The organism is Comamonas sp. MYb396, from assembly GCF_037479555.1.
Classification (GTDB): Bacteria; Pseudomonadota; Gammaproteobacteria; order Burkholderiales; family Burkholderiaceae_C; genus Comamonas.
The window spans coordinates 111,899-134,224 of sequence record NZ_JBBGYU010000012.1 but is presented as its reverse complement, the minus strand read 5'-3'; the positions used below and the strand labels follow the sequence as shown (position 1 = coordinate 134,224).

The following is a 22,326-nucleotide window of genomic DNA, read 5'->3' as shown; positions in this document are numbered from 1 at the left end:
GAACGTTATTGCTGTGCAAGGAGGCCGTTTGCTGAGTTTCAACACCACCCTGGTTCTGCTGGGCGTCTGCTGCGTCAGCCTGCTGCTGGGCTTTTCCTGGCGCGACAAGGTCTGGGCGCCCTGGCTGATGCTGGTATCGGTCGCTGGCCTGCTGGCGCTGATGGCCAGGATCATCTACGACCTTTTGTCGATGGGCTGACAGATCAGGCGGCTCTGCTGGCCGCGTCCCTGGCGCGGCGCAGTGGCGTTTTCCACAGCTCGGCCAGCAGCACGCCCAAGATGGTCATCGCCCCGCCGATCCACAGGTAGCTGTGCAGCTGCTCCTTGGCCCAGGCCGAGGCGATCAGCGCCGTCAGCAGCGGGGTCAGGTTGAAGAACATGATCGAGCGGCTGGGCCCGAGCTTGGCGACAGCGGTCATCCACATCCAGGTGGCGACGATGGAGGCCATGGTGCCAGCATAGGCAACCAGGTACCAGTTGTCCGCATTGAGGCCGACCTTGGGCGAGGCCAGGTAGAACGGCAGCTGCGCGAACATGGCCACCACCATCTGCAGGTACAGCAGCTGCCAGCTGGGCACGCGCGGCATGGCCCAGCGCTTGAGCAGGATGTTGTAGGCCGCATAGGCCAGGCAGGCCAGCAGCATCAGCAGATCGCCCCGGTTGATGCCCTGGGCCAGCAGCGATGCCGGATGCCCCTCGCTGATCACCAGCACCACCCCGGCAAAGGCCAGCACCGAGCCGATGGCGCCGCCCGCCGTCAGCACCTGGCCGAGCAGGCCCACGCAGATGCCCAGCACCACCAGTGGCGACAGGGTCAGGATGATGCCCATGTGCGTGGCCGTCGTGTAGGCGGCGGCAAAGTAGGCACAGCTTTGGTAGACCACCATGCCCAGCACGCCCAGCACCAGGATCTGGCCGGCATGGCCCCGGATGGCCTCGCGGTTGCGCCAGACCGCCGGCAGCAGCACGGGGGTGACCAGCAGCACCGCCAGCACCCAGCGCAGAAAGCCGATTTCAATGGGGGCGATGGCGCCAGCGGCTTGTTTGCTGACGACGGTGTTGCCCGACCAGATCAAGACCGCGAGCAGCGGATACAGGTATTGCATGGGAGTAGAACTTAAAAACGTCTGGCTGCTATCATCGCCGTGGCAGGTTTAAAGCCTATAGCTGTAATCAGACATTTGATGCACCAAGCCAGACATGTTGCGCTGGCCGGATGCTGCAAGGAGCCACGATGGCGACAGGCCAAGCACTGAAGATCTACGACGTTGACAAGGAGACCGCACCCTATTTGGTGCGCTACGACGAGTTTGCCGCCGGCAGTTTTGCCGATGCGCACCGCCACCGGCTGGGCCACCTGAACTACACCTCGCATGGCACGATGACCATCGTCACCCAGGGTCGGCAGCTGGTGGCGCCGCCGCAGTACGGCATCTGGATACCGCCGGCCGTCGAGCACAACTGCTATGTGCCGCAGGCCGCCGTTTACCGCTCGTTTTATGTGCAGCCAGCGCTGTGCACGGGCCTGCCCCAGCAGGCCTGCATTCTGCGCATCAGCGCCATCGTGCGCAGCATCCTGGCCGATCTGGCCCAGCGCGACATACGCCGGCCCGCGACACCCGAGGACCTGCGCCTGGCCGAAGTGATGGTGGACCAGCTGCGGCTCGTCCCCTCGGAGCACAGTTTTCTACCGGCCGCCCAGACCCGCGCGCTGCTGAGCGTGCTCGATGCCCTCAAGGCCGAGCCCGGCAGCCGCCGCACGATGGCCGAGTGGGCGGCCTCGGTGCATATGACCGAGCGCACCCTGGCGCGCCACTGCCACCAGGAGCTGGGCATGGGCCTGGCCGAATGGCGCCAGCGCCTGCGCCACCTTTGCGCGGTGGATGCGCTGGGCCAGGGCCGGACGGTGCAGGAGATTGCCTTTGACCTGGGCTACAGCACGGCCTCGGCCTTTATCGCGATGTTCCAGCGTGCAGCAGGCATGCCGCCCGAGCAGTTCCGGCGCGAGTTCAGCAGCGCGGTGGCGGAATAGGGGATCGATGCGCGGTTTACCCCGGCAGCGGCCTGCAGTTTTTGCGCGGCTCGCGCGGGCGCACCCCATTCGGTGGAATAATCACGCCTGTGAAGCCTGCCAGACCGCCGCTGGTGCAAGTGCCGAAAGGCCGCACTGGAGGAACGTCCGGACTGCACAGGACAGCGTAGCAGCTAACGGCTGCCCACCGTGAGGTGAGGATCAGAGCAACAGAGACGAGTCCGGGGGGCGTACCGCAAGGTAAACCACCCGGGGTGAAACGGGCAATCTCTACGCGCAGCAATACCAAGTAGGCCAGCGTTGATGTGGTTCCGCAGAGTTGGCGGGTAGGTAGCGTCGAGCCGTGGTGGCGACACCCGGCCCAGAGTAATGGCGGTCACGCCTGGGGCAACCCAGGTGCACAGAATCCGGCTTATCGGCAGACTTCACACTTTGATAATGGATAAAACGGCCACCGATGTAGATCGGTGGCCGTTTTGTCTTTTTGAACTCGGCGGACTCAGTCCTTTTTGCGGGCGCGCGGATGGGCCTGGTCGTAGACCTGGGCCAGGTGCTGAAAATCCAGCCGGGTGTAGACCTGGGTGGTGGTGATGCTGGCATGGCCCAACAGCTCCTGCACGGCGCGCAAATCCTGGCTGGACTGCAGCACATGGCTGGCAAAGGAGTGGCGCAGCATGTGCGGGTGCACGGGGGTGGTCATGCCGGCGACCAGGCTGCGCTCGCGCAGGCGCTGCCAGACGCTGGCGGCCGACAGGCGGGCGCCGCGCACGCCGATGAACAAGGCCGCATCACAGGGCGCCACCTGGTCGCGCACGGCCAGCCAGGCCTGCAGCGCCACCAGCGCGGCCTTGCCCACCGGCACCACACGGCGCTTGCTGCCCTTGCCCAGCACATGGGCCTCGGCTGCGTCCCTATCGATCCAGCCCAGCGCCTGCACGCTGGCAGCGGTATCGAGGCCCACGAGCTCGCCCACGCGCAGGCCGCTGCCATAGAGCAGCTCGACCATCGCGCTGTCACGCGCCTGCACCCAGGGGTCTCCCTGGGCCTGGCTGGTTTCGGCAAAGCGCACCGCATCGTCGACCGACAAGGCCTTGGGCAGTGGCTTGGGGGATTTGGGCGCGCGCACATCCTGCACCGGGTTGCGCTCGACCAGGCCTTCGCGGCCGGCCCAGGTAAAAAAGCCGCGCCAGCCGCTCAGGATCAGCGCAATGCCCCGGCCGCTGCGGCCTGCGGCATGCATCTGCGCAACAAAGCGGCGGATATGCTGGGGGCCCAGTTGCAGCACCTCGGTCTGGGCCTCGGCGGCCATGGCCGACAGGCGCTGCAAATCCAGCGTGTAGAGCGTGTGGGTGCGTGGCGCCAGCCGCTTTTGCACGCGCACATGCTCCAGGTACTGGAGCATGGGGGCGCTGAGCGCGGCGGTGTCCATGGGAACTAGCGCAGGCGGCAGAGCACGCTGGCGGCGATCTCGCCAATGCGCTCGAGCAGATCGGTGTCCATGTCGGCCTGGAAGCGGGCCGGATCGGGCGAGCCCAGCACCAGCAGGCCCCAGGCGGGGGTGTCGCCCAAAATGGCGCCATCGCGCAGCGGCAGCAGCACCACCGACTGCACCTGGGCGCTGTCGGGCAGCCAGCCGGCCGGCTCGACGCCAACATTGGGGCCGCAGTAGGGCGTGGACAGCGAGCTGGCAAAGCTGCGGGCATCGGCGCTGACGCCCTGGGAAAAGGGCTCGTTCAGGTAGGTCTCGGCCACATCCCACAGGCGCAGCGCCACCTGGGGCACCTCGAAGTGCTGCATCAGGCTCTCGGCAATCACCTCGGGCAGCTGCAGCGGGTTGCGGGTCTTGACCACATCGCAGGTCCAGTGGTGGATGCGGTCGATGGTGTGGTGGTTCTGGCTGCCGTTGCGCATCATGTCCATGATGCGGTGCTCCAGGCCCTTGATCTTGTCGCGCAGCATCTCGGCCTGGCGCTCTTGCAGGCTGACGGTGCGGTTGCCGTAGGGGCTGACCATGTGCACGCCGGTCAGCACCTGGGCCTGGCGCTCGAAGAAATCCGGTGTCTGCACCAGGAACTCGGCGATGTCTTCTTCGGTAATGGGGGGAACCTGGTTGTTGTTTGCGCTCATCGGTCTCTCTCGTATCGGCTGTTCGCCGTCTCCTCGTTCGGTCACCGCAGTATGCCGCGCTGTGTCTAGTCCGGAATGCTGATCTCGCCTTCGAACACGGTCGTGGCCGGGCCGGTCATCATCACCGGGTCGGCGGCCTGGCCGCTCCAGGCAATGGTCAGCAGGCCGCCCCGGGTCTGCACATCGACCGGGCTTTGCAGCAGTCCCAGCGTGATGCCGGCCACCACAGCCGCGCAGGCGCCGGTGCCGCAGGCCAGGGTCTCGCCGGTGCCGCGCTCGAACACCCGCAGCCGCACCTGCTGCGCTGTTTGCACCTGCAAAAAGCCGACATTCACGCGCTCGGGAAAGCGGGGGTGGGACTCCAGCACGGGGCCCTGGGATTCGACCGGCGCGGTATCCACATCGTCGACCAGCATCACCGCATGCGGGTTGCCCATGGACACGGGCACGATGAACACGGTAGTTGGATCAACCGGCACCTGCAGCGCCAACGGCCATTTCTGCGTGTGGTGCTGGGCCACCGGCGTGAGGCCGCTGGTGTTGAAGGGGACGTCTTCGGGCACCAGACGGGGCTGGCCCATGTTCACGGTGACCCGGCCATCGGCCATCAGCTCGGGGGCGATCACGCCTTTTTGGGTCTGGACCCGGATGGCGCGCTTGTCGGTCAGGCCCTTGTCATACACAAAACGGGCAAAACAGCGCGCGCCATTGCCGCATTGCTCCACCTCGCCGCCATCGGCGTTATGGATCAGGTATTCGAAATCGATCCCAGGGGCGGGCGAGGGCCGCACCGTCAGGATCTGGTCGGCACCCACGCCAAAATGGCGGTCGGCCAGAAAGCGGTACTGGTCGGCACGCAAACCCAGCGGGCCAGCGGTCTCGTCGAGCACGACAAAATCATTGCCGGCGCCTTGCATCTTGGTAAAACGGATGTCCATCCGCCCATTATCGCTTTTTGGGCCCGCCTGGATGCGCAACGGGGCAGAGGGCGTAAGATCCTGTTACTCGTAGCCCGCCCCGAGGTTGCAGATGCGGACAGTCTGGGGCCTGCGCCATCCCCACCCGCCCTGCGGGTGACACAGCCCGGCCATGCAAGTGTTGATAATGGCCCCATGACCCGTACCAGCCAGCTCCTCCATGCGCAACGCGAGCCCGCTCCGGCCCGCGCAGCCGCCACGGCCTTGTTTCTGCGCGATGCGCCAGACCCCCAGGCCGGGCCGGGTGCGACGCGGCTGGAGGTGTTGATGTCGCGCCGCTCGGACCAGGCCCGTTTTGCGGCAGGGCACTATGTGTTCCCCGGTGGCGCGGTGGATGCCAGCGATGCCCTGCACCACGACCTGCTGGCGCGCCGCACGGCACAGACCACCGAGGAGCTGACCTATGCGCAGGCTGCGATCCGCGAGAGCCTGGAGGAGATGGGCGTGCTGCTGGCCCGCCATGCCGATGGCCGCTGGGCCAGCCAGGCCGAGGTGGCGGGCATGGACCGCAGCCAGCCGCTGCTGCCGCAATGCGCAGCGCTGGGCCTGACCTTGGCGGCCGATATGCTGTGGCCGCTGGCGCGCTGGACGGCCGCGCAGGAGATACCGATCCGCTTTGATGTGCCTTTCTTCGTGGCGCGCATGCCCGAGGGCCAGGAGCCGGTCACCGACGACACCGAACAGTTCGAGGCGCTGTGGGTGCACCCCGCGCAGGCCTTGCAGCGCGCAGCTGATGGGCAGATGACGGTGATGTTCCCCACCCGGGTCACGCTGGAGCGCCTGGCCGCCTACCCCACGGTGCAGGCGCTGCTCGATGTGCTGCAGGCGCTGCAGCAGGTGCAGCCGGGCCAGTGGCTGTGGCAATCGATGCCGCGTGGCGCGATGGTCAACGGCGAGGTGCGGCGCTTTATGGAGCACGAGACCGCCTATGGCGAGCTGGCCCTGGTCTGCCCCGATGGCCAGCTGCACCATGCGCTGGGCTGGCAGAGCGCACAGCCAGTGCCACTATTGAAGAACGTGCAGCGCCTGACGGCCGACAACGGCGGCACGATGACCGGGCCAGGCACCAACACCTACCTGGTCGGTGATGCCGAGACCGGCTACATCGTGGTCGACCCCGGCCCCAAGCCGCAGCCGCAGGACGACCCGCACCTGGCGCGCATCCTCGCCGCCACCGGGGGCGATATCCGCGCCATCGTCTGCACCCATTCACATGCCGACCATTCACCGGGCGCGGCGCCGCTGCAGGCGCTGGTGGCCCAGGCAGGGCGCAGCAAACCGGTGATCTGGGGACTGGCTTCTGCCTGCACTGCGCGCGCCGGCAGCCAGTTCACGCCCGACCAGGCGCTGCAGGACGGCCAGGTACTGCAACTGGCCCACCCCAGCGACCCGGCGCGCAGCCACAGCCTGCGCGTGCTGCATACGCCCGGCCATGCGGCCAACCATGTCTGCCTGGTGCTGGAAGAAGACGGCCTGCTGTTCAGCGGCGACCATATCCTGAACGGCAGCACGACGGTGGTGGACCCGCCCGACGGCAATATGCGCCTCTACCTGGCGTCGCTCGCCAAGCTGGCCCAGGCCTGCGAGCAAGGGCAGATCGGCTTTATCCTGCCGGCCCATGGCTATGTGCTGGCCCAGCCGCTGCAGGTGATTGCCAAGCTGCATGCGCACCGCATGGCGCGCGAAGAGAAGGTACGCGATGCGATGGCCCAGGCGCCCGATGGCACGCCGGAAGACTGGGTGGCGATCGCCTATGCCGACACGCCCGAGCGGCTGTGGCCAGTGGCCAAGCGCTCACTGCTGGCCCACGTGGAGCATATTCGCGGGATGTGAGGCAGGCTTGGGCCTTGCGCCCAAGCTCGCTCAGAGCTTAGGGATCTTGATGCGGCTGATCATCAGCGAGCCCGAGACCGCAAACAGCAGCACCAGCGGGTGCAAGGTGAAGCCGCCAATCAGCAGCTTGCCAAACCACAGATCGGCGCGCACCGCGTTCATCGCGGCGGCCAGCGCGAGCAGCGCGACCAGTACGATGGAGGTGGGGATGGGGGTGCCTTCGAAGTACTTCACCTTGCCCGATGGCCCCTCTGACAGTGATTCTGCGGTCACGTTGTAGCGCGCCAGGCGCGAGACGCCGCAGGCCACAAAGTAGCCCAGCACAATGCGGTCCCACAGGCCTTGCATGCCGCAGGCATAGGCAATGATGGCTGGCGCCACACCGAACGAGATCACATCGGCGAGCGAATCGAGCTCGCGGCCCATCGCCGATGACTTTTGCCGCCAGCGCGCAATGCGGCCATCAAAGATATCGAAGACCAGCGCGGCGAGCACCAGCGCGGCGGCAAAGTAGATGTGCCGGCGGTCCGAGGTCTCCAGAAAGGTCATCGCCGAGAACAGCGCGCCCACGCCGCAGACGGCATTGCCCAAGGTGAACCAGTCAGCGAGGTGGAACTCGCGAATCATCGAAAAACGTTTGTGAGGACTATTCATGAAGAAGGGGCCAGGGGCCAAAGTGCAGCGGCTGCCCGTGCGGCGGCCATGGTTGGCAATCATGGTACACCGTGCGCCAGCCAGCACCAAACCCGGAGCCGGCCGCGCTCCATCAAGCGGGCAAGATCTCCATCAATCCTACAAATAACGTAGGCGGAGCCACAACATTGCAGGGCCAGACTGGCGGCACTCAAAACTGGAGCCCTTTGCCGTGACTTTCAATACCGAACAACTGCTGGCTGACGAAGCCCAATACTGCTCTTTTGGCGACACCGTTCACTACGTCAATCCCCCCAAGATCTTCAGCGGCTGCGAGGGCAGCTACATGTTTGACCAGGCCGGCACGCCTTACCTGGACTTGCAGATGTGGTACTCGGCCGTCAACTTCGGCTACAAGAACAAGCGCCTGGAAGACAAGATGATCGAGCAGCTGCGCGAGCTGCCCCAGGTGGCCAGCCAGTACCTGCACCCCACGAAGATCGAGCTGGCCAAGTTCATCGCGCAGGATGCCGAGAAGAAATGGGGCATGCCAGGCCGCGTGCACTTCAACGTGGGCGGTGCCCAGGCGATTGAGGATTCGCTCAAGGTGGTGCGCAATGCCACCCATGGCAAAAGCCTGATGTTCGCGTTTGAAGGCGGCTACCATGGCCGCACCCTGGGTGCATCGAGCATCACCTCCAGCTACCGCTACCGCCGCCGCTTTGGCCACTTCAGCGACCGCGCACAGTTCATTCCCTTCCCCTATCCCTTCCGCCGCCCCAAGGGCATGACCTCGGAAGAGTATGCGGACTCCATCGTGCAGGAGTTTGCGCGCAAGTTCGAGAACGAATACCACGCCGTCTGGGACCCCAAGACCCAGCAGTGCGAGTACGCGGCTTTCTATATTGAGCCAATCCAGGGCACTGGCGGCTATGTGGTGCCACCGCCCAATTTCTTCAAGGGCCTCAAGAAGGTGCTCGACGACCATGGCGTGCTGATGGTGGTCGACGAAATCCAGATGGGCTTCTGGCGCACCGGCACGCTGTGGTCGGTGGAGAACTTTGGCGTCAAACCCGATGTGCTGGTGTTTGCCAAGGCGCTGACCAATGGCTTGAACGCGCTGTCGGGCCTGTGGGCCCGTGAAGAGTTGATCAACCCCACGGTGTTCCCACCAGGCTCGACCCATTCGACCTTTGCCTCCAACCCGCTGGGCACGGCGCTGGGCCTGGAAGTGATGAAGATGACCCACGAGATGGACTTTGGCCGCCAGGTGCGCGAGTCGGGTGCCTATTTCCTCGATGGCCTGCAACAGCTGCAAAAGCGCCATCCGGAGATCGGCGATGTCGACGGCATGGGCCTGGCACTGCGCGCCGAGATCTGCACGGCAGACGGCTTTACCCCCAACAAGGCGCTGCTCGACAAGATGGTGGATCTGGGCCTCGAGGGCAAGCTCGAATACCAGGGCCAACAACGCGGCCTGGTGCTGGACGTGGGCGGCTACTACAAGAACGTGATCACCTTCGCGCCGTCGCTGATGATCAGCCGCAGCGAGATCGATGAAGCGCTGGTGCTGCTCGACCAGCTGATCACCCTGGCCAAGCGGTCCTGCGCTTGAGCGAGTCTTTGCGCCCTTCGCGCAACCAGTTGGAGCCCTCGGCGCTGATCCGGCAGTTTGCCGCGCATCCGCCCGAGGGCTTTGCGGTGTTCTCGGACCGGCCGTTTCCGGCCTTTCGCGCGCCCTTTGACCTGCTGACCACGGCCGACGCGGCCGTCAAGCGCTGGGTGCTGCAGCTGCCCGGCGGGGCCTGGCTGGCGCAGCGCTTGCGGCTGCGCACCGATTTTGTCGGCTCGACCTTGAGCGAGTACCTGGTGCTGCCCCCGGATGTGGAGATGGACAAGCTGGCCCGCCAGCTGTGCAGCTACGCGGGGCGCTGCATGCTGACCATCGTCAAGGACCTGCCGCAGGACTCGCCGCTGCTGCCCCCGGCCGACAATGCCGATGCCCGCCGGCTGGCCCAGGCGCTCCAGCACCAGGGCTTCATCCTGGTCGAAGGCCAGGCGCTGGCCTATGTGCCTATCGATTTCGACAGCATCGATGCTTACCTGGCGCGGCTGTCGAAGAACCGGCGCTCCGACCTGCGCCGCAAGCTCAGGAGCCGCAGCCAGCTGCAGATTCGCCGCATTCCCACCGGCCCGGCCTTTGCCGACGAGGCCCTGGTCGATGCCTACTATGCGCTGTTCGAGGCCGTGTATGCGCAAAGCGCGCTGCACTTTGACAAGCTCAGCCGCAGCTTTTTTGCCGCAGTGCTGCGTGATGCCAGCAACCAGGGTCTGGTGTTCGAGTACCGCGATCTGCAGGACGGCGCCTTGCTGGGCTGGAACCTGTGCTTTGCCCATGACGGGCGCCTGGTCGACAAATACATCGGCCTGTCCTACCCGCGTGCGCGCCAGACCAACCTGTACTTTGTCAGCTGGATGCTGAACCTCGAATATGCGCTCGAATGCGGCCTGTCACACTATGTGGCAGGCTGGACCGATCCCGAGGTCAAGGCGCAATTGGGCGCCAGTTTCACGTTTACCCAGCATGCGGTCTACATCCGCAACCCGCTGCTGCGGGCTTTGGGGCGGCGGTTTTCCCGGCATTTTGAAAGTGACCGCGCATGGCAGGAACAGCGATGACCCCCTTGGTGCTCGATGTCGATGGCTCCGTTGGCCCCTTGGCCGGCGAGCTGCGCCTGCCGCTGGGCGACTGGCAGGAGGCGATCCGCTTTGGATCATCGCTGGGCCGCTACCAGCAGTTCCGCCGCCATGTGCAGGCCCGGCTGCCCGCGCAGCATGGCACGGCCTGGATGGGCAGTGGCGATTTTCACCACCTCTCCTGGCTGCTGATCGAGCACTGCATTGCGCGCCAGGGCTACACCGCTGCGCGCCCGCTGCGCGTGGTGGTGCTGGACAACCACCCCGACAACATGCGCTTTCCCTGGGGTGTGCACTGCGGCTCCTGGGTGCGGCGCATTGCCATGCACCCGGCAGTTGCGCATGTGCATGTGGCGGGCATCACCTCCGCTGACATTGGCGCCGGCCATGCCTGGGAGAACTACCTGGGCCCGCTGCGTGCCGGCAAGCTCAGCTACTGGAGCTGCGGCGTGGACACCGGCTGGGCGCGGCGCCTGGGCCTGTCTGCCGCGTTTCGCGCATTTCCCAGCCTCGATGCCCTGACCGATGCCTTGGCGGCGACCCTGGCGCGCGAGCGCCAAAGCACTTACCTCAGCATCGACAAGGATGTGTTTGCCACCGACGTGGTCACCACGAACTGGGACCAGGGTCAGATGCGCGAGGCGCAGGCGCTGGGCATCATTGCAGCGCTCGACGGCCAGCTCGTGGGCAGCGATATCACCGGCGATGTCTCATCCTGGCAATACAGCACCTGGTGGAAGCGCTGGCTGAGTGCTGGCGATGGCCAGGACACCGCCATTGATGCACAGGCGCTGGCGGCAGCCCAGGCGGGCCAGCATGCGCTCAACCAGCGGCTGCTGGCGGCCTTGTCTGCGTCAGCGTCCGCGTCAGCGCATCCAGCAGCTGGGCAAACTGCGCATCGCTGAGCCAGGTGCTGTTGCTGATGGCCAGCAGGCGCTGCGCCCAGTCACGGGCCTGCGGCACCGGGTCGTGCAGGGCCTCGCCCAGCAGGGGCGCGTAGCGCGCGTAGTCGGGCAGCACCTGGCTGAAGGGCAGCGACAGGCCCCAGCCGCTCGCCCAGTGCGCCTGCATCAGCGCATCGCGCTGGGCGGCGCTGGGCAGGCGCAGCAAAATCACCGGCCAGATGCCCTGCGCCTGGGGCGCGGCATCGTCCACCACCTCTACACCGGGCAGGGCGCGCAGCTGGGCCACGCGCCGCTGCGCCTGCTGCTGGGCCTGCTCCCAGTGCGGGCGCAGCCGCGCCAGTGCGCGCAGGCCAACGCGCCGGCGCCAGGCGCCCAGGCGGTGCTGCGGGATCTGGCTGTCAAAATCATCGCCAGCCGCTTCTACCCAATCGCCGCGCGCCAGGCTGCGCCGCAACGCTGCGCCATAGACGGCGTCCAGCAGCGCCGGCCGATAGGCTGCGGCATAGCCCAGCAGCGCCAGGCTGCGGCGCAGCTCCCAGACCAAGCTGGGCCGTATCGATTGCTGGTGCTGCGCGCGCAGCGCTGCCATCAGCGCCGGCTCGCGGGCCAGCAGCACGCCGCCTTCATAGGTGCTCAGGCCTTTGCCCACCGCCAGGCTGAACAGCGCGATATCGCCCTGCAGGCCCACGCTGCGGCCCGCTACCCGGGCACCCAGGGCCTGGGCGGCGTCTTCGATCACATAGGCGCCGCAGGCCTGGGCGCGGGGCAGCAGGCGGGCAACATCGGCCACCCTGCCGCCCAGGTGGGTGGGCACCACGGCCAGGGTGCGGTGGCTGAGCACGGCATCCAGCGCTTGGCCATCCATGTCCAGGCGGTCGGGCGACAAATCACAGAGCCGCAGCTGCAGACCGCACTGCGCGACGGCCATGGCCACCAGCGGGCAGGTGTAGGCGGGCACCACTACCTCGCAGCGCTCGGGGGCGAGCTGCTGCAGCGTACGCAGCGCCAGCATCAGCGCAGAGGTACCGGAGCATTCCAGCAGCACCTCGTCTACCCCCAGCCAGGCGGCCAGCGCCCGGTCCAGATGCTTGTCTCCCCAGGGGCGCAGATCGGCTAAGCGCAGCGCCAGGCCGGCGGTGGGCGGTACCGTGATGCGGTGCGCAGTCATCGCTGGGGGCCCTGGCAGTTGCCTGCCATCAGCGGGCGGCCGCGCTGGCGCCTGCTGCGCCGTCCGCCGGGCCCTGTGCCAACTTCTCTGCCGGCTCGGCGGCGCCATGGTCCTGGGCTTCGCTCACCGCCAGGCAGGCAATGCCGGCGATGATGAACCCGCAGCCCAGAATCTGGGGCAGGCCGATGCTCTCCTGGAACAGGTAGTGCGACAGCAGCAGCACCGAGATGATCTCCAGGTGCGAGGCGGCAAACGCCGGGCCCACGGGCGCGCGCCGCAGCAGATGCATCCAGGTGAAAAAGGCGCCGATGTAGCCGATCAAGGCGCCGTAGATCCAGGGCTGGGCAAACACGCGCCAGAGCCAGGACGGGCTGAACTCCAGCGGCAGTGCGGCGTCGCCGGCCTTCTTGAAGCTCAGCTGGGCCAGGGTGTCGAAGGCCATCAGCACCATAAAGCCGACCAGGTAAAAGCGTTTCATGCCATCACCCCTTGAGACCCACGACGGCCACGCCAATGGAGACGAGCACGATGCCTGCGACCCGCATCGGGGCGAGCTTTTCCTTGAACAGAATGCGCCCGGCCACCATGATGGCCACGATGTTGATGCTGCCCAGCAGCACGCCATCGGACAGGGGCACCAGCGACAAAAAGGCCAGCCAGGCGACAAACTCGATCACATAGCAGGCGCCGCCGATCCAGATCCAGGGGCGCGCGAGCATGAAGCGCCAGTGCGCCATGCCGGTCGCCGTGCCCGGGGTCTGGCTGGCAGCGGCCTTGAAAGCCAGCTGCCCGCCGCTGTCGACCAGCACATTGATCAGCCACAGGCTGATGACCAGGGGGGTGATCTCAGTGCCCATGGGAGGCGGCCTGTGTTGGTATGCCACCAAGGCGGGCCACAAAGTCATGCACCTTGGCGATCACCGTGCGGCGCTCGCGGTCGATGGTGATCATGTGGTAGCAGTTGTCGAGCAGCACGACCTCGACCTGCGCATGGACGGCGCCAGCGGCGATGTCCTCGGCATTGGAGCGGTGGGAGATGTCGTCTTCCTTGGCATGGATGGCCAGGCATGGCGCGCGCAAATCCCGCAGATGGCTGCGGACATGGGCCGAGAGCCGGCGCAGCTCGATGATGGACCACCAGGGATTGCCGGGCAGTCCCGCTGCAGCGCTGTCGCCGCCATGCATTTGCGCGACCACCCTGGCGCGCAAGGCCTCGTCCTTGATGCCGTAGGGCGGTGCTTCCATGAACACGCTGTGGCGGCCAATGCCCAGCAGGCGGAACAGCGGCAGCAAAAAGGCCAGCTTGGTGTAGCTGGGAATGCTCCAGCCGTCATAGCGGAACGTGGTGGACAGCGCCGCCACGCCCGCCACCTGGCGCGGGTGCGAGGTGGCCACCGCCAGCGACAGCAAGGCGCCCATCGACAGGCCGCCGACCACCACGCGGTCGACATGGGGGGCAAAGCGCAGCAGCGCCGATTGCACGCTGGCGAGCCAGTCGGTCCAGCGCGTCTGCACCAGGTCCTGCATGCTGCCGCAGTGGCCCGCCAGTTGCACCGCATAGACGGTAAAGCCTTCGCGGTTGAGGCCCTTGGCCAGCAGGCGCATCTCGGCGGGGGTGCCGGTCAGGCCATGCACCAGCAGCACGCCGGTGCGCGCGGCAGCGCCGGAGCCGGGCATGACGAATTCATGGGGCGTCAGGCACAGCGTCTGCAAGGCCGCTTCTGCCGCTCTTTCCTGGGGTTGGCCTGCCAGATGGCGGGCGAGTGCGTCATTGGCCTTCATGCGAGGGCCTCCTGCTGCTGCATGAACTGCAGGAGCCAGGGCGTGGCATCGCTGAAACCCTGGAACGGGGCATGGGCGATGCCATGGCGCTCGCAGTGACCGATCAGCCGGTACTTGGCCAGCACATAGTCGGCCTCGTGCGAGACGCAGAAGTCCGAGCTGCTGTCGCCCACATACAGAACCCGGCCGGCCAGCGTTTTCTGCGTGGCCAGGCGCTCGCATTTGCAGTTGCCACTGGCACGCTTGCAGTGCGGGCTGGCCCAGGGGGATTCCAGCGACCAGCGGCGTGTGTCCTGCTGTACCAGGCGGTTGGCGATCACCTCCAGATGGCCCAGGCCGTGGCGTGCCAGCACATGTTCGATGGCGTAGTCGATGCCGTCGCTGACCACCTGCACGCGCAGGCCCAGCGCCTGCGCCGCCTGTACAAAGCCGGGGAAGCCGGGGTCGATCGCAATGCTGTCCAGGTGCGCGTCCAGCTCCTGCTGGCTCATGTCCAGCAGCGCGACCTGGCCTTGCATGCAGGCGCGCGAGCCGATCTCGCCGCGCTCCCAGGCTTCTTCCAGGTCAGTCCAGCCGGGCCGGCCAAAGCGCTGCAGCAGGCTGTCGGTGACATCGACCAGGCTGATCGTGCCGTCAAAGTCGGACTGGACCATCCAGCCCGTGGTGTTGTGGCAAGCGGGCGCCTGTGCAAGCATGTATTTATTCATGGAAGCTCACTCTCACGTTCTGGCCCACGCGCACATGGATGGGGGCGGTCTCGAATTCAAGCACGCACTCGACCACGCGCAGCGGGCCGCGCTGGGCGTCGTCCTGCAAGGTCGACGGCCCGTACATGGGGTTGATGCGCAGCACCCGGGCCTCGGGCAGCGCGGTGGCGCTGTCGTTGTCCAGCACCACACTGGCGCGCATGCCCTTTTGCACCGTGCCGGCAAAGCTCTCGTTGAGCTCGGCGCGGATGCGCAGCGGGCGCAGCGGCAGCAGACGCACCGCCGCCTGGCTGGTGTGTACCTGGCTGCCGACCTGGGCGCGCAGATGCACCACGGTGGCCGCTTCCGGCGCATGCAGCGCATAGAGGCGCTGGCGCTCACGCAGCTGCTGGGTCTTGGTCTGCGTCAGCTGCACCTCGGCCTGTGCCACCTCGGTCTCGGACTGCGCATTGCGCAGCGCGGCCTGGGCGTTGTCCACTTCCTGCAGATCGGCAGCGCCATCGCGGGCGGCAGCCTGCAGGCGCTTGAGCTGGGTCTGCAGCAGCGGCAGCTTGGCGGCCAGGGCCTTGTGCTTGGCCTGGGCCAGCCGGTAGGAGGACTGGGCCACGGCCAGCTCGGCGCGCAGGTCCTCGTCATGGACCTTGAGCAGCAGCTGGCCGGCCTGCACCTGCTGGCCTTCGCGCACGGCGATCTGCTGCACGGTGCCATCGACGGCGGTGGCCAGCTCCAGCAGACCGCCATCGACTTCGATCTTGCCCCGGGCCACGGCCACCGGGCTTTGGTGCTGCTGGCTGGTGCTGGGGGCGGGGGGGCTGTCCGCTGCCGGTGTGCAGCCTGCGAGCCCGCCTGCTGCCAGGCAGAGCAGACCCAGCACCTGCCAGGCATGCGGCAAGGGCCAGGGGGTTGCGGGGATCTTGGTCACGCGGGGTTCTCCATCAGGGTGTTTTGGCGCCGGTCGCTGTAGACGGCGCCGTCTTCCATATTCAGTACGCGGTCGGCATGCCCCACCAGGCGCGGGTCGTGGCTCACGCACAGCACCGTGGTGCCATGGCTGCGCGCGACGCGGTGCAGGATGTCGATCACCCGTTGTCCGCTTTCGGCATCCAGCGCGCTGGTGGGCTCATCGGCAAACAGCAGCTGGGGGGCCTTGGCCAGCGCGCGGGCAATGGCCACGCGCTGCTTTTCGCCGCCTGACAGCTCGGCCGGGCGCATGTGCGCGCGGTGGGACAGGCCGACTTCGTCGAGCGCATCCTGGGCGCGCTTCAAGGTCTCGGCGCGCCGTATGCCCAGGTAGCCCAGCGGCAGCTGCACCTGCTCGAGCGCCGTCAGCGCCGGGAACAGGTTGAAGCCCTGGAACACAAAGCCGGTATGCAGCAGCCGAAAGCGCTCCATCTCGCGGGCGGGCATGGTCGTCAGGTTCTGGCCGAGTGCAAAGGTCTGGCCGTCATCGGGGGTGAGCAGGCCCGACATCAGCGACAGCAAGGTGCTTTTGCCGCAGCCCGAGGGGCCGGAGATCAGGGTCAGCTCGCCGGCGTACAAATCGACCGACAGATCTTGCAGGACCTGGATGCGGATGGCGCCCGAGACATAGGTCTTGCGCAATCCGACGGCCTGCAGGCTGGGTGTTGGAGGGGTGGTGGTGGGCATGGCGATGTCCTTCAGCGCAGCAAGGTGGCCGGGTCGGTGCGCAGCAGCACGCGCATCGCGCCCAGGCCGGACAGCAGCGCCAAGGTGGCCACCAGGGCGGCGCAGGCCAGCGCGGCTTGCAGGTTGAGCGCAACGGGCACCCGGTAGACCTGGGCGAGCGAGACCAGGGCCACGCTGGCGATGCTGGTGAGCAGCAGGCCGGCAGCGCCGATCCAGCAGGCCTGCTCCACCACCACCCGGCCCAGCGCCGCGCGGCTGACGCCCAGCGCGTTGAGCACCGCGTATTCGCGCACCGAGCCCGCCACCACGCTCTTGAGCGACTGGCTGGTGACGACCGCGCCGACCAGGCACACCACGATGGCCATGAACAGCACGCCAGCGCCCGCGCCGGTATCGAGCATCCAGTAGCGCTGGGAGCGGTGCGCAAAGCTGTCGGCGGTCCAGACCTCGTGCGGGCCAAAGCTGCGCGCTTCGCTGCCCAGGCGCCGTTGCACGGCATGGCGGTCGGCGCCCTTGCGCACCCGGGCCAGCAAGTAGGTGCTGCCCTGGCTGGGCGAGCTGCCAGCGATCTGGTGTGCGCTCTCCAGCGAGGCCAGCACGTTGACGCCGCCCAGGCCGCGCAAGCCGTCGACGGCGGCCACCACGCGCACGCGGTGGTTGTTGATCCAGGCGGTGCCGCCTTCCCGGGTGGCCAGGCTGTCCAGATCGGCGCGGTCGACGATGACGGCGCCGGGCTCGCGCAGCAGCTTGCGCTGCCAGGGGGCAATGACCCGGTCGAACACCATGGCCGTGCCGGCAGTGGAAATGCCCGACAGGTAGACCGACACCGCACCGGCGGCCTGGGCCGCGCCCTGGCTGGAGCGCCAGTCGCCATCGACCCAGACATAGGGCTCGACGGCACGGATGTCCGGATCCATGCGCAGGCGCATTTCCACATCGGGGCCGATGTTGCGGCCAAAGTTCACGCTCTGCGTGCCGGGGTAGCCCACCCAGAGGTCGGCCGAGCTGGCGGTGATGTAGATGGCGGCCGAGCTGAAAATGCCCAGCACCAGTGCGGCCTGCATCACCAGCAGCACACCGGCAAAGCCCACCGCGAAGACCGAGGGCACAAAGCGGCGCCATTCGTAGACCAGGGTTTTGCGTGCCAGCGCAATCATGGCGTGGCCCCCGGGGTGGTGGGCGGCGATTGCGGCGGCAGCGGGGCGCCGCCCAGCGCCTGGAACAGTGCCACCCAGGCCAGTGTCTGTGCGGCTTGCGCCACGCTTTGCTGGCTTTCGTGCAGCAGCAGCTGGCGGCGGGGCTCCAGCGTGTCGAGCTCGCTGGCCAGGCCCAGCTGCTGGCGGCGCTGCAGCTGTTGGGCGCGGCTGCGCAGCAGCGGCGTTTGGGCATCGAGCGATTGCCAGCGCTGTTGCTGGGCGCCCAGGCCGGCCAGCGCGGTCTCGACATCGGCAATGCCGTCAAGCACGCTTTGCCGGTAGGCCTTGACGGCATTGTTCATCTGCAGTTCGTCGGCATCGGCCTGCGCGCGCCGGCGGCCCCAGTCGAACAGCGGAATGTCGATCACCGGGCCCAGCGAGGGCACATGGTCGGAGCTGGAGCGGCGGTTCTGCGTCAGGTTGAACGAATAGAGCAGCGAGCCGCCCAGCGCAAAGCGCGGGTAGAGCGCCGCGTTCGACAGGCCCGCGGCGGCTGCAGCGCGCTGCACCGCGGCCTCGGCCGCCAGGATGGCCGGGCGGCTGCGCAGCAGCTCGGCGGGCAGTACTTGCAGGCTCAGTGCGCTGGCGCTGGGGATATGCGGGGCGCTGGAGGCGGCCAGCCAGGCGGCCTCGGGCTCGCTGCGGCCCAGCAGTGCGGCCAGCGCATGCGCGGCGCGTGCCTGGTGCTGCAGCAGCTCGGCCTCCTGGGCGCGGCTGCGGTTGAGCTCCAGATGGGCTTGCTGCACCTGCTCTGCGCTGCCCAAGCGTTGCTGCACCCGCAGCTGCTGCAGCTGCAGCCTGCGCGCATCGAGCTGCAGCTGCTGGTCCAGCCCAAAGCGTTGCTGTTGCGCGACGCAAATGTCCAGATAGCGCTGCACCACATGGGCGATCAACTGGACCCTGGCGGCCTGCAGCTGCGCCTGGGCATCGAGCAGCTGCGCCTGGCCGTCGAGCGCGCTCGATTCCTGGGCGCCAAAGAGACCCAGGTTCCAGCCCATGTCCAGGCTGGCGTGGAAGTAGGAGTCGAGCGCGGCCACATCCTGCAAGGTGCGCACGCCAGCGGTGATTTCCGGCTTGTAGGCGGCCGTGGCCGTGCCCAGCAAAATGCGCTGCGCCTGGAGCCTGCCCCGTGCCTGGGCCAGATCCAGGTTCTGGGCAAGTGCCTGCTCCACCAGCGTGTTGAGCGCGGGATCGGCCAGCAGCGTCCACCAGCTGGCCAAATCGGCCGCCTGGACGGCGCGCGCATTCGCCTGTGCCTTGCCGACCTGGCGCCACTGCGCAGGGGTGTCCTGGTCCAGCGGGGGCTGGGGCGGTGTCATGCAGCCAGCCAGCAAAGCCGCAGGCGCAAGCATCAGCAGTGTTTTGCAGAACAGGGGTTTCACGTGCAAGGCAATCGGTTCATGGCCCGCAGGGGCCGCAGCGGCCCAAGCCGCAGATGCGGGGCCGGTATGCGTTGGATTCAACCCTGTAAAACTTGCGCAAGCTTGCACAATTGATGGAGGAAACATGGAGGCGCAAAAGGGGGTGTCAGGGGGCGGCGGCACGGTCATAATGGCTTGTTTCAACAGCGTGTGCGCGCCTTGGAGGCTGCACCGCATGCCCTTATTTTTGGAAGCAGTCCGCGATGAAACTACCCACCCCAACGGTGGCGGCTCCGCTGGTGCTCGTCGTGGAGGATGAGCCGGGAATCGCCACGATTTTGCTGGCCTACCTGGAGCGCGATGGCCTGCGCAGCCTGCATGCGCGCGATGGTGAACAGGCGGTGCAGCTGTTTCGCCAGCATGCGCCCGACCTGGTGCTGCTCGACATCCACCTGCCCGGCATGGACGGGGTCGATGTGCTGCGCTTTATCCGCGACCAGGGCCAGACCCCGGTGATCATGGTGACGGCGCTCGCCGACGATGTGGACAAGCTGGTGGCTTTGCGCCTGGGGGCCGATGACTATGTGGTCAAGCCCTTCAATCCTGCGGAGGTGGTGGCGCGGGTGCGCGCCGTGCTGCGCCGCAGCCAGCCCAAGGCCGCCTCTGCGCCGCTGGCGCCGATCCGGGTGGGGGCGCTGGAGATCAACTCCGCCGAACACAGTGCCCGGGTCTATGACACGCAGGGCCAGGCCACGCCGCTGCCATTGACGCTGACCGAGTTTCGCCTGCTGGCCCTGCTGGCTTCGCAGCCACGGCGCTGTTTCTCGCGCGCGCAACTGATCGAGCATTGCCTGCCCGAGAGTGACGCGCTCGAGCGGGTGATCGACTCGCACCTGTCCAAGCTGCGCCGCAAATTGCAGCTGGCTGGGCAAGATGAGCTGATCGAGACTGTCCGCAGCATTGGGTACCGCCTATGGCCCGGGGATTGAACCGCATCTGGGTGCGCTTTGGCCTGTGGATTGCCGCCACCCTGCTCACCTCCATTGCCCTGCTCAGCGCCTGCGCCTGGGCGTTCGATGCGTTGGAGTACAACCAGTTCTACAAAAGCCTGCCCGAGACCGTGCGCGTGGAGCTGGACGATCTGGTCGAGCGGAACATGGAGAGCAGCCCGCGCGCGATGCAGATCTATGGCGAGTACTGGCGCGGCGAGGTGTTTTTTGGCGAACAGGTCTCGGCGGTCATTGCGCTGCTGATCTGCCTGCCATTTGGCCTGGCCATGGGCTTTTTCGTCTCGCGCTATATCACCCGGCCGCTGGCCTCGATGGTGGAGGTGGCGCAGCGGGTGGCGCATGGGGATTTCAGCTCGACGCGGGTGGTCGAAGAGGGCGCGCATGGCGAGCTGAAGGAGGTGGTGCACACCTTCAACGCGATGCTCGATGCGCTGCAAAAGCTCAAGGCTGAGCGCCAGGCGTCGGCCGCCTCCATCTCGCATGAGCTGCGCACGCCCTTGTCGGTGCTCAAGACCCATTTGCATGCGCTCTGCGATGGCGTCATTGCGCCCAGCGAGCTGGAGTTTCGGCTGCTGCTGGCGCAGACCGAGCACCTGGGCCGCCTGATTGACGACCTGCATACGCTGGCGATGGCCGAGGCGGGAGAGATGTCGCTGCGCAGGGAGCGGCTGAGCCTGGGCGCGCTGGTACGCGCGAGCCTGCAGGAGCTGCAGCCCCAGCTGCAGCAGGCCGAGATGGCGCTGTCGCTGCTGCTGCCCCAGGACGATGCGCTCAGCACGATCCGCGCCGACCCATTGCGCATGCGCCAGATCATTGCCAACCTGGTCGGCAATGCCGTGCGCCACGCGGCCAGCGGGCATTGGCTGGAGGTGGAGGTGCGCAACCTGCGCGATGCGCAAGGGCATATCTGGATCGAGCTGCTGGTCAGCGATGCCGGGCCGGGCCTGCCGCAGGAGCTGCGCGCCCACCCCTTCCGCCGCTTTGCAATGGCCCCGGGCCGGCGCAAGCGGGAAGGCTCGGGCCTGGGGCTGTCCATTGTGCAGGCGCTGACCGAGTTGCAAGGCGGGGTGGCGCATGCCGAGAGTTCGCCGCGGGGCGGCGCGCGGTTTCGCCTGCGTTTTGCGCCGGCCTGAAGCCCTCCACCCGGTCAAAGGCAAGGCCACACAGCAGGCAGCGGGCGCAAGCGATGGCCGGCGATTAAAATGGCGTTTACGCTCTGTGATTGCAGAGTTTTTGCTATTTTTTAAGGAGCGGATGGTGCGTTGTTGCGCCAAGCCGCAGAGTTGCTGCCATGCAAGCCCAAGACCCCCAAGCCATTCGCCTGTCCAAACGCCTGGCCAGCGACATCGGTTGCTCGCGCGCCGAGGCTGAGCACTACATCGATGCCGGCTTTGTCTCGGTGGATGGCCAGATCCAGGACACCCCCGGCGCCCGTGTGCTGCCCAGCCAGACCGTGCTGCTGCAGCGCGGCGCCGATCTGCGCCCGATCCAACCGGTCACCTTGCTGCTGCACAAGCCTGCGGGCTACAGCCTGCGCGCGCTCGAGCCCGGGCGCCCGGGCCTCAGTGCGCTGGATTTGCTGACGCCCGACAACCTGGCCGATGTCGATACCCCCCAGCCTGCCCGGCCCGTGGCGCGCCATTTTCGCCACCAGCAGTTTTTGCTGCCGATCCCGCGCGCTGCCAGCGGCCTGGTGGTCTACAGCCAGGACCCGCGCATCATCCGCCACCTGGCCGAAGAGGCGGATTTGCTGGAGCAGGAATGCCTGGTCGAGGTGCAGGGGCAGATCGTCGACGATGGCCTGGCCTTGCTGGCCCAGGGGCTGTATGTGGATGGCGAGCGCCTGCCGCCCCTCAAGGCCAGCTGGCAGAACGAGACCCATCTGCGGTTTGCGCTCAAGCGGGTCGCGCCCGAATGGCTGCCCGCCATTTGTGCCGCGCTGGGGCTGGAGCTGCTGTCGCTCAAGCGTTTGCGCATCGGCCGGATTTCGCTGAGCAAGCTGCCCCAGGGGCAGTGGCGCTACCTGCAGGGCTACGAGCGGTTCTGACGCGCTCGGGGGCACCCACGGTGCCTGCTCGAAAAAACCAGACCGCCATTTGTTATTGATTTGATAGCAAGCTTTTTTGACTGGCATTGAAATATCCGCCGCTTGTTCCGTTGAATGTGCTGCCTGCAAAACATGCCACAATAGCCCGCTGTCGGCATCGCCACAGAAATTACCTGTGGCTGTCTTGATATTGCCTGGCATGGC

General features: G+C 67.0%; 23 protein-coding genes and 1 other RNA gene. 10 read left to right on the top strand and 14 right to left on the bottom strand.

Translation table 11 applies throughout. The features are described from left to right. The first annotated feature begins 28 nt into the window (after positions 1-28). On the top strand, positions 29-199 hold the full coding sequence (locus WH265_RS22950; RefSeq protein WP_239644993.1) for a hypothetical protein: 171 nt from the start codon (positions 29-31) through the stop codon (positions 197-199). A 4-nt stretch (positions 200-203) separates the two neighbouring features. Here WH265_RS22950 and WH265_RS22945 read toward each other — a convergent pair whose 3' ends face one another. Then, positions 204-1,106, bottom strand: coding sequence for a DMT family transporter (locus tag WH265_RS22945; protein WP_339559766.1), 903 nt, complete (start codon positions 1,104-1,106; stop codon positions 204-206). A 128-nt stretch (positions 1,107-1,234) separates the two neighbouring features. Here WH265_RS22945 and WH265_RS22940 point away from each other — a divergent pair, with 128 nt between their 5' ends. Further along, on the top strand, positions 1,235-2,032 hold the full coding sequence (locus tag WH265_RS22940) for an AraC family transcriptional regulator (protein WP_339559765.1): 798 nt from the start codon (positions 1,235-1,237) through the stop codon (positions 2,030-2,032). A 91-nt stretch (positions 2,033-2,123) separates the two neighbouring features. Continuing rightward, an RNA gene (gene rnpB / locus WH265_RS22935) (RNase P RNA component class A) lies at positions 2,124-2,463 on the top strand. Positions 2,464-2,531: 68 nt separating this feature from the next. Here rnpB and WH265_RS22930 read toward each other — a convergent pair. From WH265_RS22930 to dapF, 3 genes are all read right to left on the bottom strand, one after another. After that, a complete protein-coding gene (locus WH265_RS22930; protein WP_339559764.1) occupies positions 2,532-3,461 on the bottom strand; it encodes a tyrosine recombinase XerC in 930 nt (309 codons plus the stop codon). A 5-nt stretch (positions 3,462-3,466) separates the two neighbouring features. Continuing rightward, positions 3,467-4,159, bottom strand: coding sequence for a DUF484 family protein (locus WH265_RS22925; protein WP_339559763.1), 693 nt, complete (start codon positions 4,157-4,159; stop codon positions 3,467-3,469). A 65-nt stretch (positions 4,160-4,224) separates the two neighbouring features. Next, entirely contained in the window at positions 4,225-5,097 is an 873-nt protein-coding gene (dapF, locus tag WH265_RS22920; RefSeq protein WP_312990132.1) for a diaminopimelate epimerase, read from the bottom strand. Positions 5,098-5,271: 174 nt separating this feature from the next. On the opposite strand from dapF, the gene WH265_RS22915 reads away from it, so the two are divergent. Next, complete coding sequence (locus WH265_RS22915) at positions 5,272-6,969, top strand: MBL fold metallo-hydrolase (protein WP_339559762.1); 1,698 nt, start codon at positions 5,272-5,274, stop codon at positions 6,967-6,969. A 30-nt stretch (positions 6,970-6,999) separates the two neighbouring features. Here WH265_RS22915 and pssA read toward each other — a convergent pair whose 3' ends face one another. Next, entirely contained in the window at positions 7,000-7,623 is a 624-nt protein-coding gene (pssA, locus tag WH265_RS22910) for a CDP-diacylglycerol--serine O-phosphatidyltransferase (protein ID WP_027011044.1), read from the bottom strand. A gap of 211 nt (positions 7,624-7,834) precedes the next feature. On the opposite strand from pssA, the gene WH265_RS22905 reads away from it, so the two are divergent. From WH265_RS22905 to WH265_RS22895, 3 genes are read left to right on the top strand one after another with little or no spacing between them, the layout of a single operon-like run. Next, positions 7,835-9,217: an aspartate aminotransferase family protein gene (locus WH265_RS22905; protein WP_339559761.1), complete on the top strand. Its 1,383-nt coding sequence runs from the start codon at positions 7,835-7,837 to the stop codon at positions 9,215-9,217. Then, complete coding sequence (locus tag WH265_RS22900) at positions 9,214-10,281, top strand: GNAT family N-acetyltransferase (RefSeq protein WP_339559760.1); 1,068 nt, start codon at positions 9,214-9,216, stop codon at positions 10,279-10,281. Before WH265_RS22905 ends, WH265_RS22900 begins: the two co-directional genes overlap by 4 nt. Further along, positions 10,278-11,204, top strand: coding sequence for a hypothetical protein (locus WH265_RS22895; RefSeq protein ID WP_339559759.1), 927 nt, complete (start codon positions 10,278-10,280; stop codon positions 11,202-11,204). Before WH265_RS22900 ends, WH265_RS22895 begins: the two co-directional genes overlap by 4 nt. On the opposite strand, the gene WH265_RS22890 is transcribed toward WH265_RS22895, so the two are convergent. The 9 genes from WH265_RS22890 to WH265_RS22850 are packed head-to-tail and all read right to left on the bottom strand — an operon-like array spanning position 11,122 to position 19,023. Further along, the gene (locus WH265_RS22890) at positions 11,122-12,372 is read right to left on the bottom strand and encodes a DegT/DnrJ/EryC1/StrS family aminotransferase (protein ID WP_339559758.1); all 1,251 of its coding nucleotides are present in this window, start codon (positions 12,370-12,372) and stop codon (positions 11,122-11,124) included. The genes WH265_RS22895 and WH265_RS22890 overlap by 83 nt on opposite strands. 28 nt (positions 12,373-12,400) lie before the next feature. Next, complete coding sequence (locus WH265_RS22885; RefSeq protein ID WP_339519689.1) at positions 12,401-12,850, bottom strand: EamA family transporter; 450 nt, start codon at positions 12,848-12,850, stop codon at positions 12,401-12,403. 4 nt (positions 12,851-12,854) lie between these two features. Further along, the gene (locus WH265_RS22880) at positions 12,855-13,229 is read right to left on the bottom strand and encodes an EamA family transporter (protein WP_339519690.1); all 375 of its coding nucleotides are present in this window, start codon (positions 13,227-13,229) and stop codon (positions 12,855-12,857) included. Further along, positions 13,219-14,154: an alpha/beta hydrolase gene (locus WH265_RS22875; RefSeq protein ID WP_339534067.1), complete on the bottom strand. Its 936-nt coding sequence runs from the start codon at positions 14,152-14,154 to the stop codon at positions 13,219-13,221. Before WH265_RS22875 ends, WH265_RS22880 begins: the two co-directional genes overlap by 11 nt. Beyond that, positions 14,151-14,861 carry an MtnX-like HAD-IB family phosphatase gene (locus WH265_RS22870; protein ID WP_339559757.1) on the bottom strand — a complete coding sequence of 237 codons (711 nt, stop codon included), beginning with the start codon at positions 14,859-14,861 and terminating at the stop codon, positions 14,151-14,153. Before WH265_RS22870 ends, WH265_RS22875 begins: the two co-directional genes overlap by 4 nt. After that, the gene (locus tag WH265_RS22865; RefSeq protein WP_339559756.1) at positions 14,854-15,783 is read right to left on the bottom strand and encodes an HlyD family secretion protein; all 930 of its coding nucleotides are present in this window, start codon (positions 15,781-15,783) and stop codon (positions 14,854-14,856) included. Before WH265_RS22865 ends, WH265_RS22870 begins: the two co-directional genes overlap by 8 nt. Continuing rightward, positions 15,780-16,508 carry an ABC transporter ATP-binding protein gene (locus WH265_RS22860; protein ID WP_021025291.1) on the bottom strand — a complete coding sequence of 243 codons (729 nt, stop codon included), beginning with the start codon at positions 16,506-16,508 and terminating at the stop codon, positions 15,780-15,782. The genes WH265_RS22865 and WH265_RS22860 overlap by 4 nt, the downstream gene beginning before the upstream one ends. Positions 16,509-16,519: 11 nt before the next feature. Then, complete coding sequence (locus tag WH265_RS22855) at positions 16,520-17,665, bottom strand: ABC transporter permease (protein WP_339559755.1); 1,146 nt, start codon at positions 17,663-17,665, stop codon at positions 16,520-16,522. Then, the gene (locus WH265_RS22850; RefSeq protein WP_339559754.1) at positions 17,662-19,023 is read right to left on the bottom strand and encodes a TolC family protein; all 1,362 of its coding nucleotides are present in this window, start codon (positions 19,021-19,023) and stop codon (positions 17,662-17,664) included. The genes WH265_RS22855 and WH265_RS22850 overlap by 4 nt, the downstream gene beginning before the upstream one ends. Positions 19,024-19,328: 305 nt before the next feature. On the opposite strand from WH265_RS22850, the gene WH265_RS22845 reads away from it, so the two are divergent. The 3 genes from WH265_RS22845 (at position 19,329) to WH265_RS22835 (ending at position 22,122) form a co-directional block, all read left to right on the top strand. Next, positions 19,329-20,054: a response regulator gene (locus WH265_RS22845; protein WP_027010725.1), complete on the top strand. Its 726-nt coding sequence runs from the start codon at positions 19,329-19,331 to the stop codon at positions 20,052-20,054. Beyond that, positions 20,051-21,208 carry a sensor histidine kinase gene (locus WH265_RS22840; RefSeq protein ID WP_239644922.1) on the top strand — a complete coding sequence of 386 codons (1,158 nt, stop codon included), beginning with the start codon at positions 20,051-20,053 and terminating at the stop codon, positions 21,206-21,208. The genes WH265_RS22845 and WH265_RS22840 overlap by 4 nt, the downstream gene beginning before the upstream one ends. A gap of 158 nt (positions 21,209-21,366) precedes the next feature. After that, entirely contained in the window at positions 21,367-22,122 is a 756-nt protein-coding gene (locus WH265_RS22835; protein WP_021026152.1) for an RNA pseudouridine synthase, read from the top strand. The last annotated feature ends 204 nt before the right edge of the window (positions 22,123-22,326 follow it).

Coding starts and splice junctions, on each gene's coding strand:
- WH265_RS22880 (WP_339519690.1), bottom strand. CDS start 13,229: ATGGGCACTGAGATCACCCCCCTGGTCATCAGCCTGTGGCTGATCAAT.
- WH265_RS22930 (WP_339559764.1), bottom strand. CDS start 3,461: ATGGACACCGCCGCGCTCAGCGCCCCCATGCTCCAGTACCTGGAGCAT.
- pssA (WP_027011044.1), bottom strand. CDS start 7,623: ATGAATAGTCCTCACAAACGTTTTTCGATGATTCGCGAGTTCCACCTC.
- WH265_RS22945 (WP_339559766.1), bottom strand. CDS start 1,106: ATGCAATACCTGTATCCGCTGCTCGCGGTCTTGATCTGGTCGGGCAAC.
- WH265_RS22850 (WP_339559754.1), bottom strand. CDS start 19,023: ATGACACCGCCCCAGCCCCCGCTGGACCAGGACACCCCTGCGCAGTGG.
- WH265_RS22860 (WP_021025291.1), bottom strand. CDS start 16,508: ATGCCCACCACCACCCCTCCAACACCCAGCCTGCAGGCCGTCGGATTG.
- WH265_RS22875 (WP_339534067.1), bottom strand. CDS start 14,154: ATGAAGGCCAATGACGCACTCGCCCGCCATCTGGCAGGCCAACCCCAG.
- WH265_RS22835 (WP_021026152.1), top strand. CDS start 21,367: ATGCAAGCCCAAGACCCCCAAGCCATTCGCCTGTCCAAACGCCTGGCC.
- WH265_RS22845 (WP_027010725.1), top strand. CDS start 19,329: ATGAAACTACCCACCCCAACGGTGGCGGCTCCGCTGGTGCTCGTCGTG.
- WH265_RS22895 (WP_339559759.1), top strand. CDS start 10,278: ATGACCCCCTTGGTGCTCGATGTCGATGGCTCCGTTGGCCCCTTGGCC.
- WH265_RS22915 (WP_339559762.1), top strand. CDS start 5,272: ATGACCCGTACCAGCCAGCTCCTCCATGCGCAACGCGAGCCCGCTCCG.
- WH265_RS22870 (WP_339559757.1), bottom strand. CDS start 14,861: ATGAATAAATACATGCTTGCACAGGCGCCCGCTTGCCACAACACCACG.
- WH265_RS22855 (WP_339559755.1), bottom strand. CDS start 17,665: ATGATTGCGCTGGCACGCAAAACCCTGGTCTACGAATGGCGCCGCTTT.
- WH265_RS22890 (WP_339559758.1), bottom strand. CDS start 12,372: ATGACTGCGCACCGCATCACGGTACCGCCCACCGCCGGCCTGGCGCTG.
- WH265_RS22885 (WP_339519689.1), bottom strand. CDS start 12,850: ATGAAACGCTTTTACCTGGTCGGCTTTATGGTGCTGATGGCCTTCGAC.
- WH265_RS22925 (WP_339559763.1), bottom strand. CDS start 4,159: ATGAGCGCAAACAACAACCAGGTTCCCCCCATTACCGAAGAAGACATC.
- dapF (WP_312990132.1), bottom strand. CDS start 5,097: ATGGACATCCGTTTTACCAAGATGCAAGGCGCCGGCAATGATTTTGTC.
- WH265_RS22940 (WP_339559765.1), top strand. CDS start 1,235: ATGGCGACAGGCCAAGCACTGAAGATCTACGACGTTGACAAGGAGACC.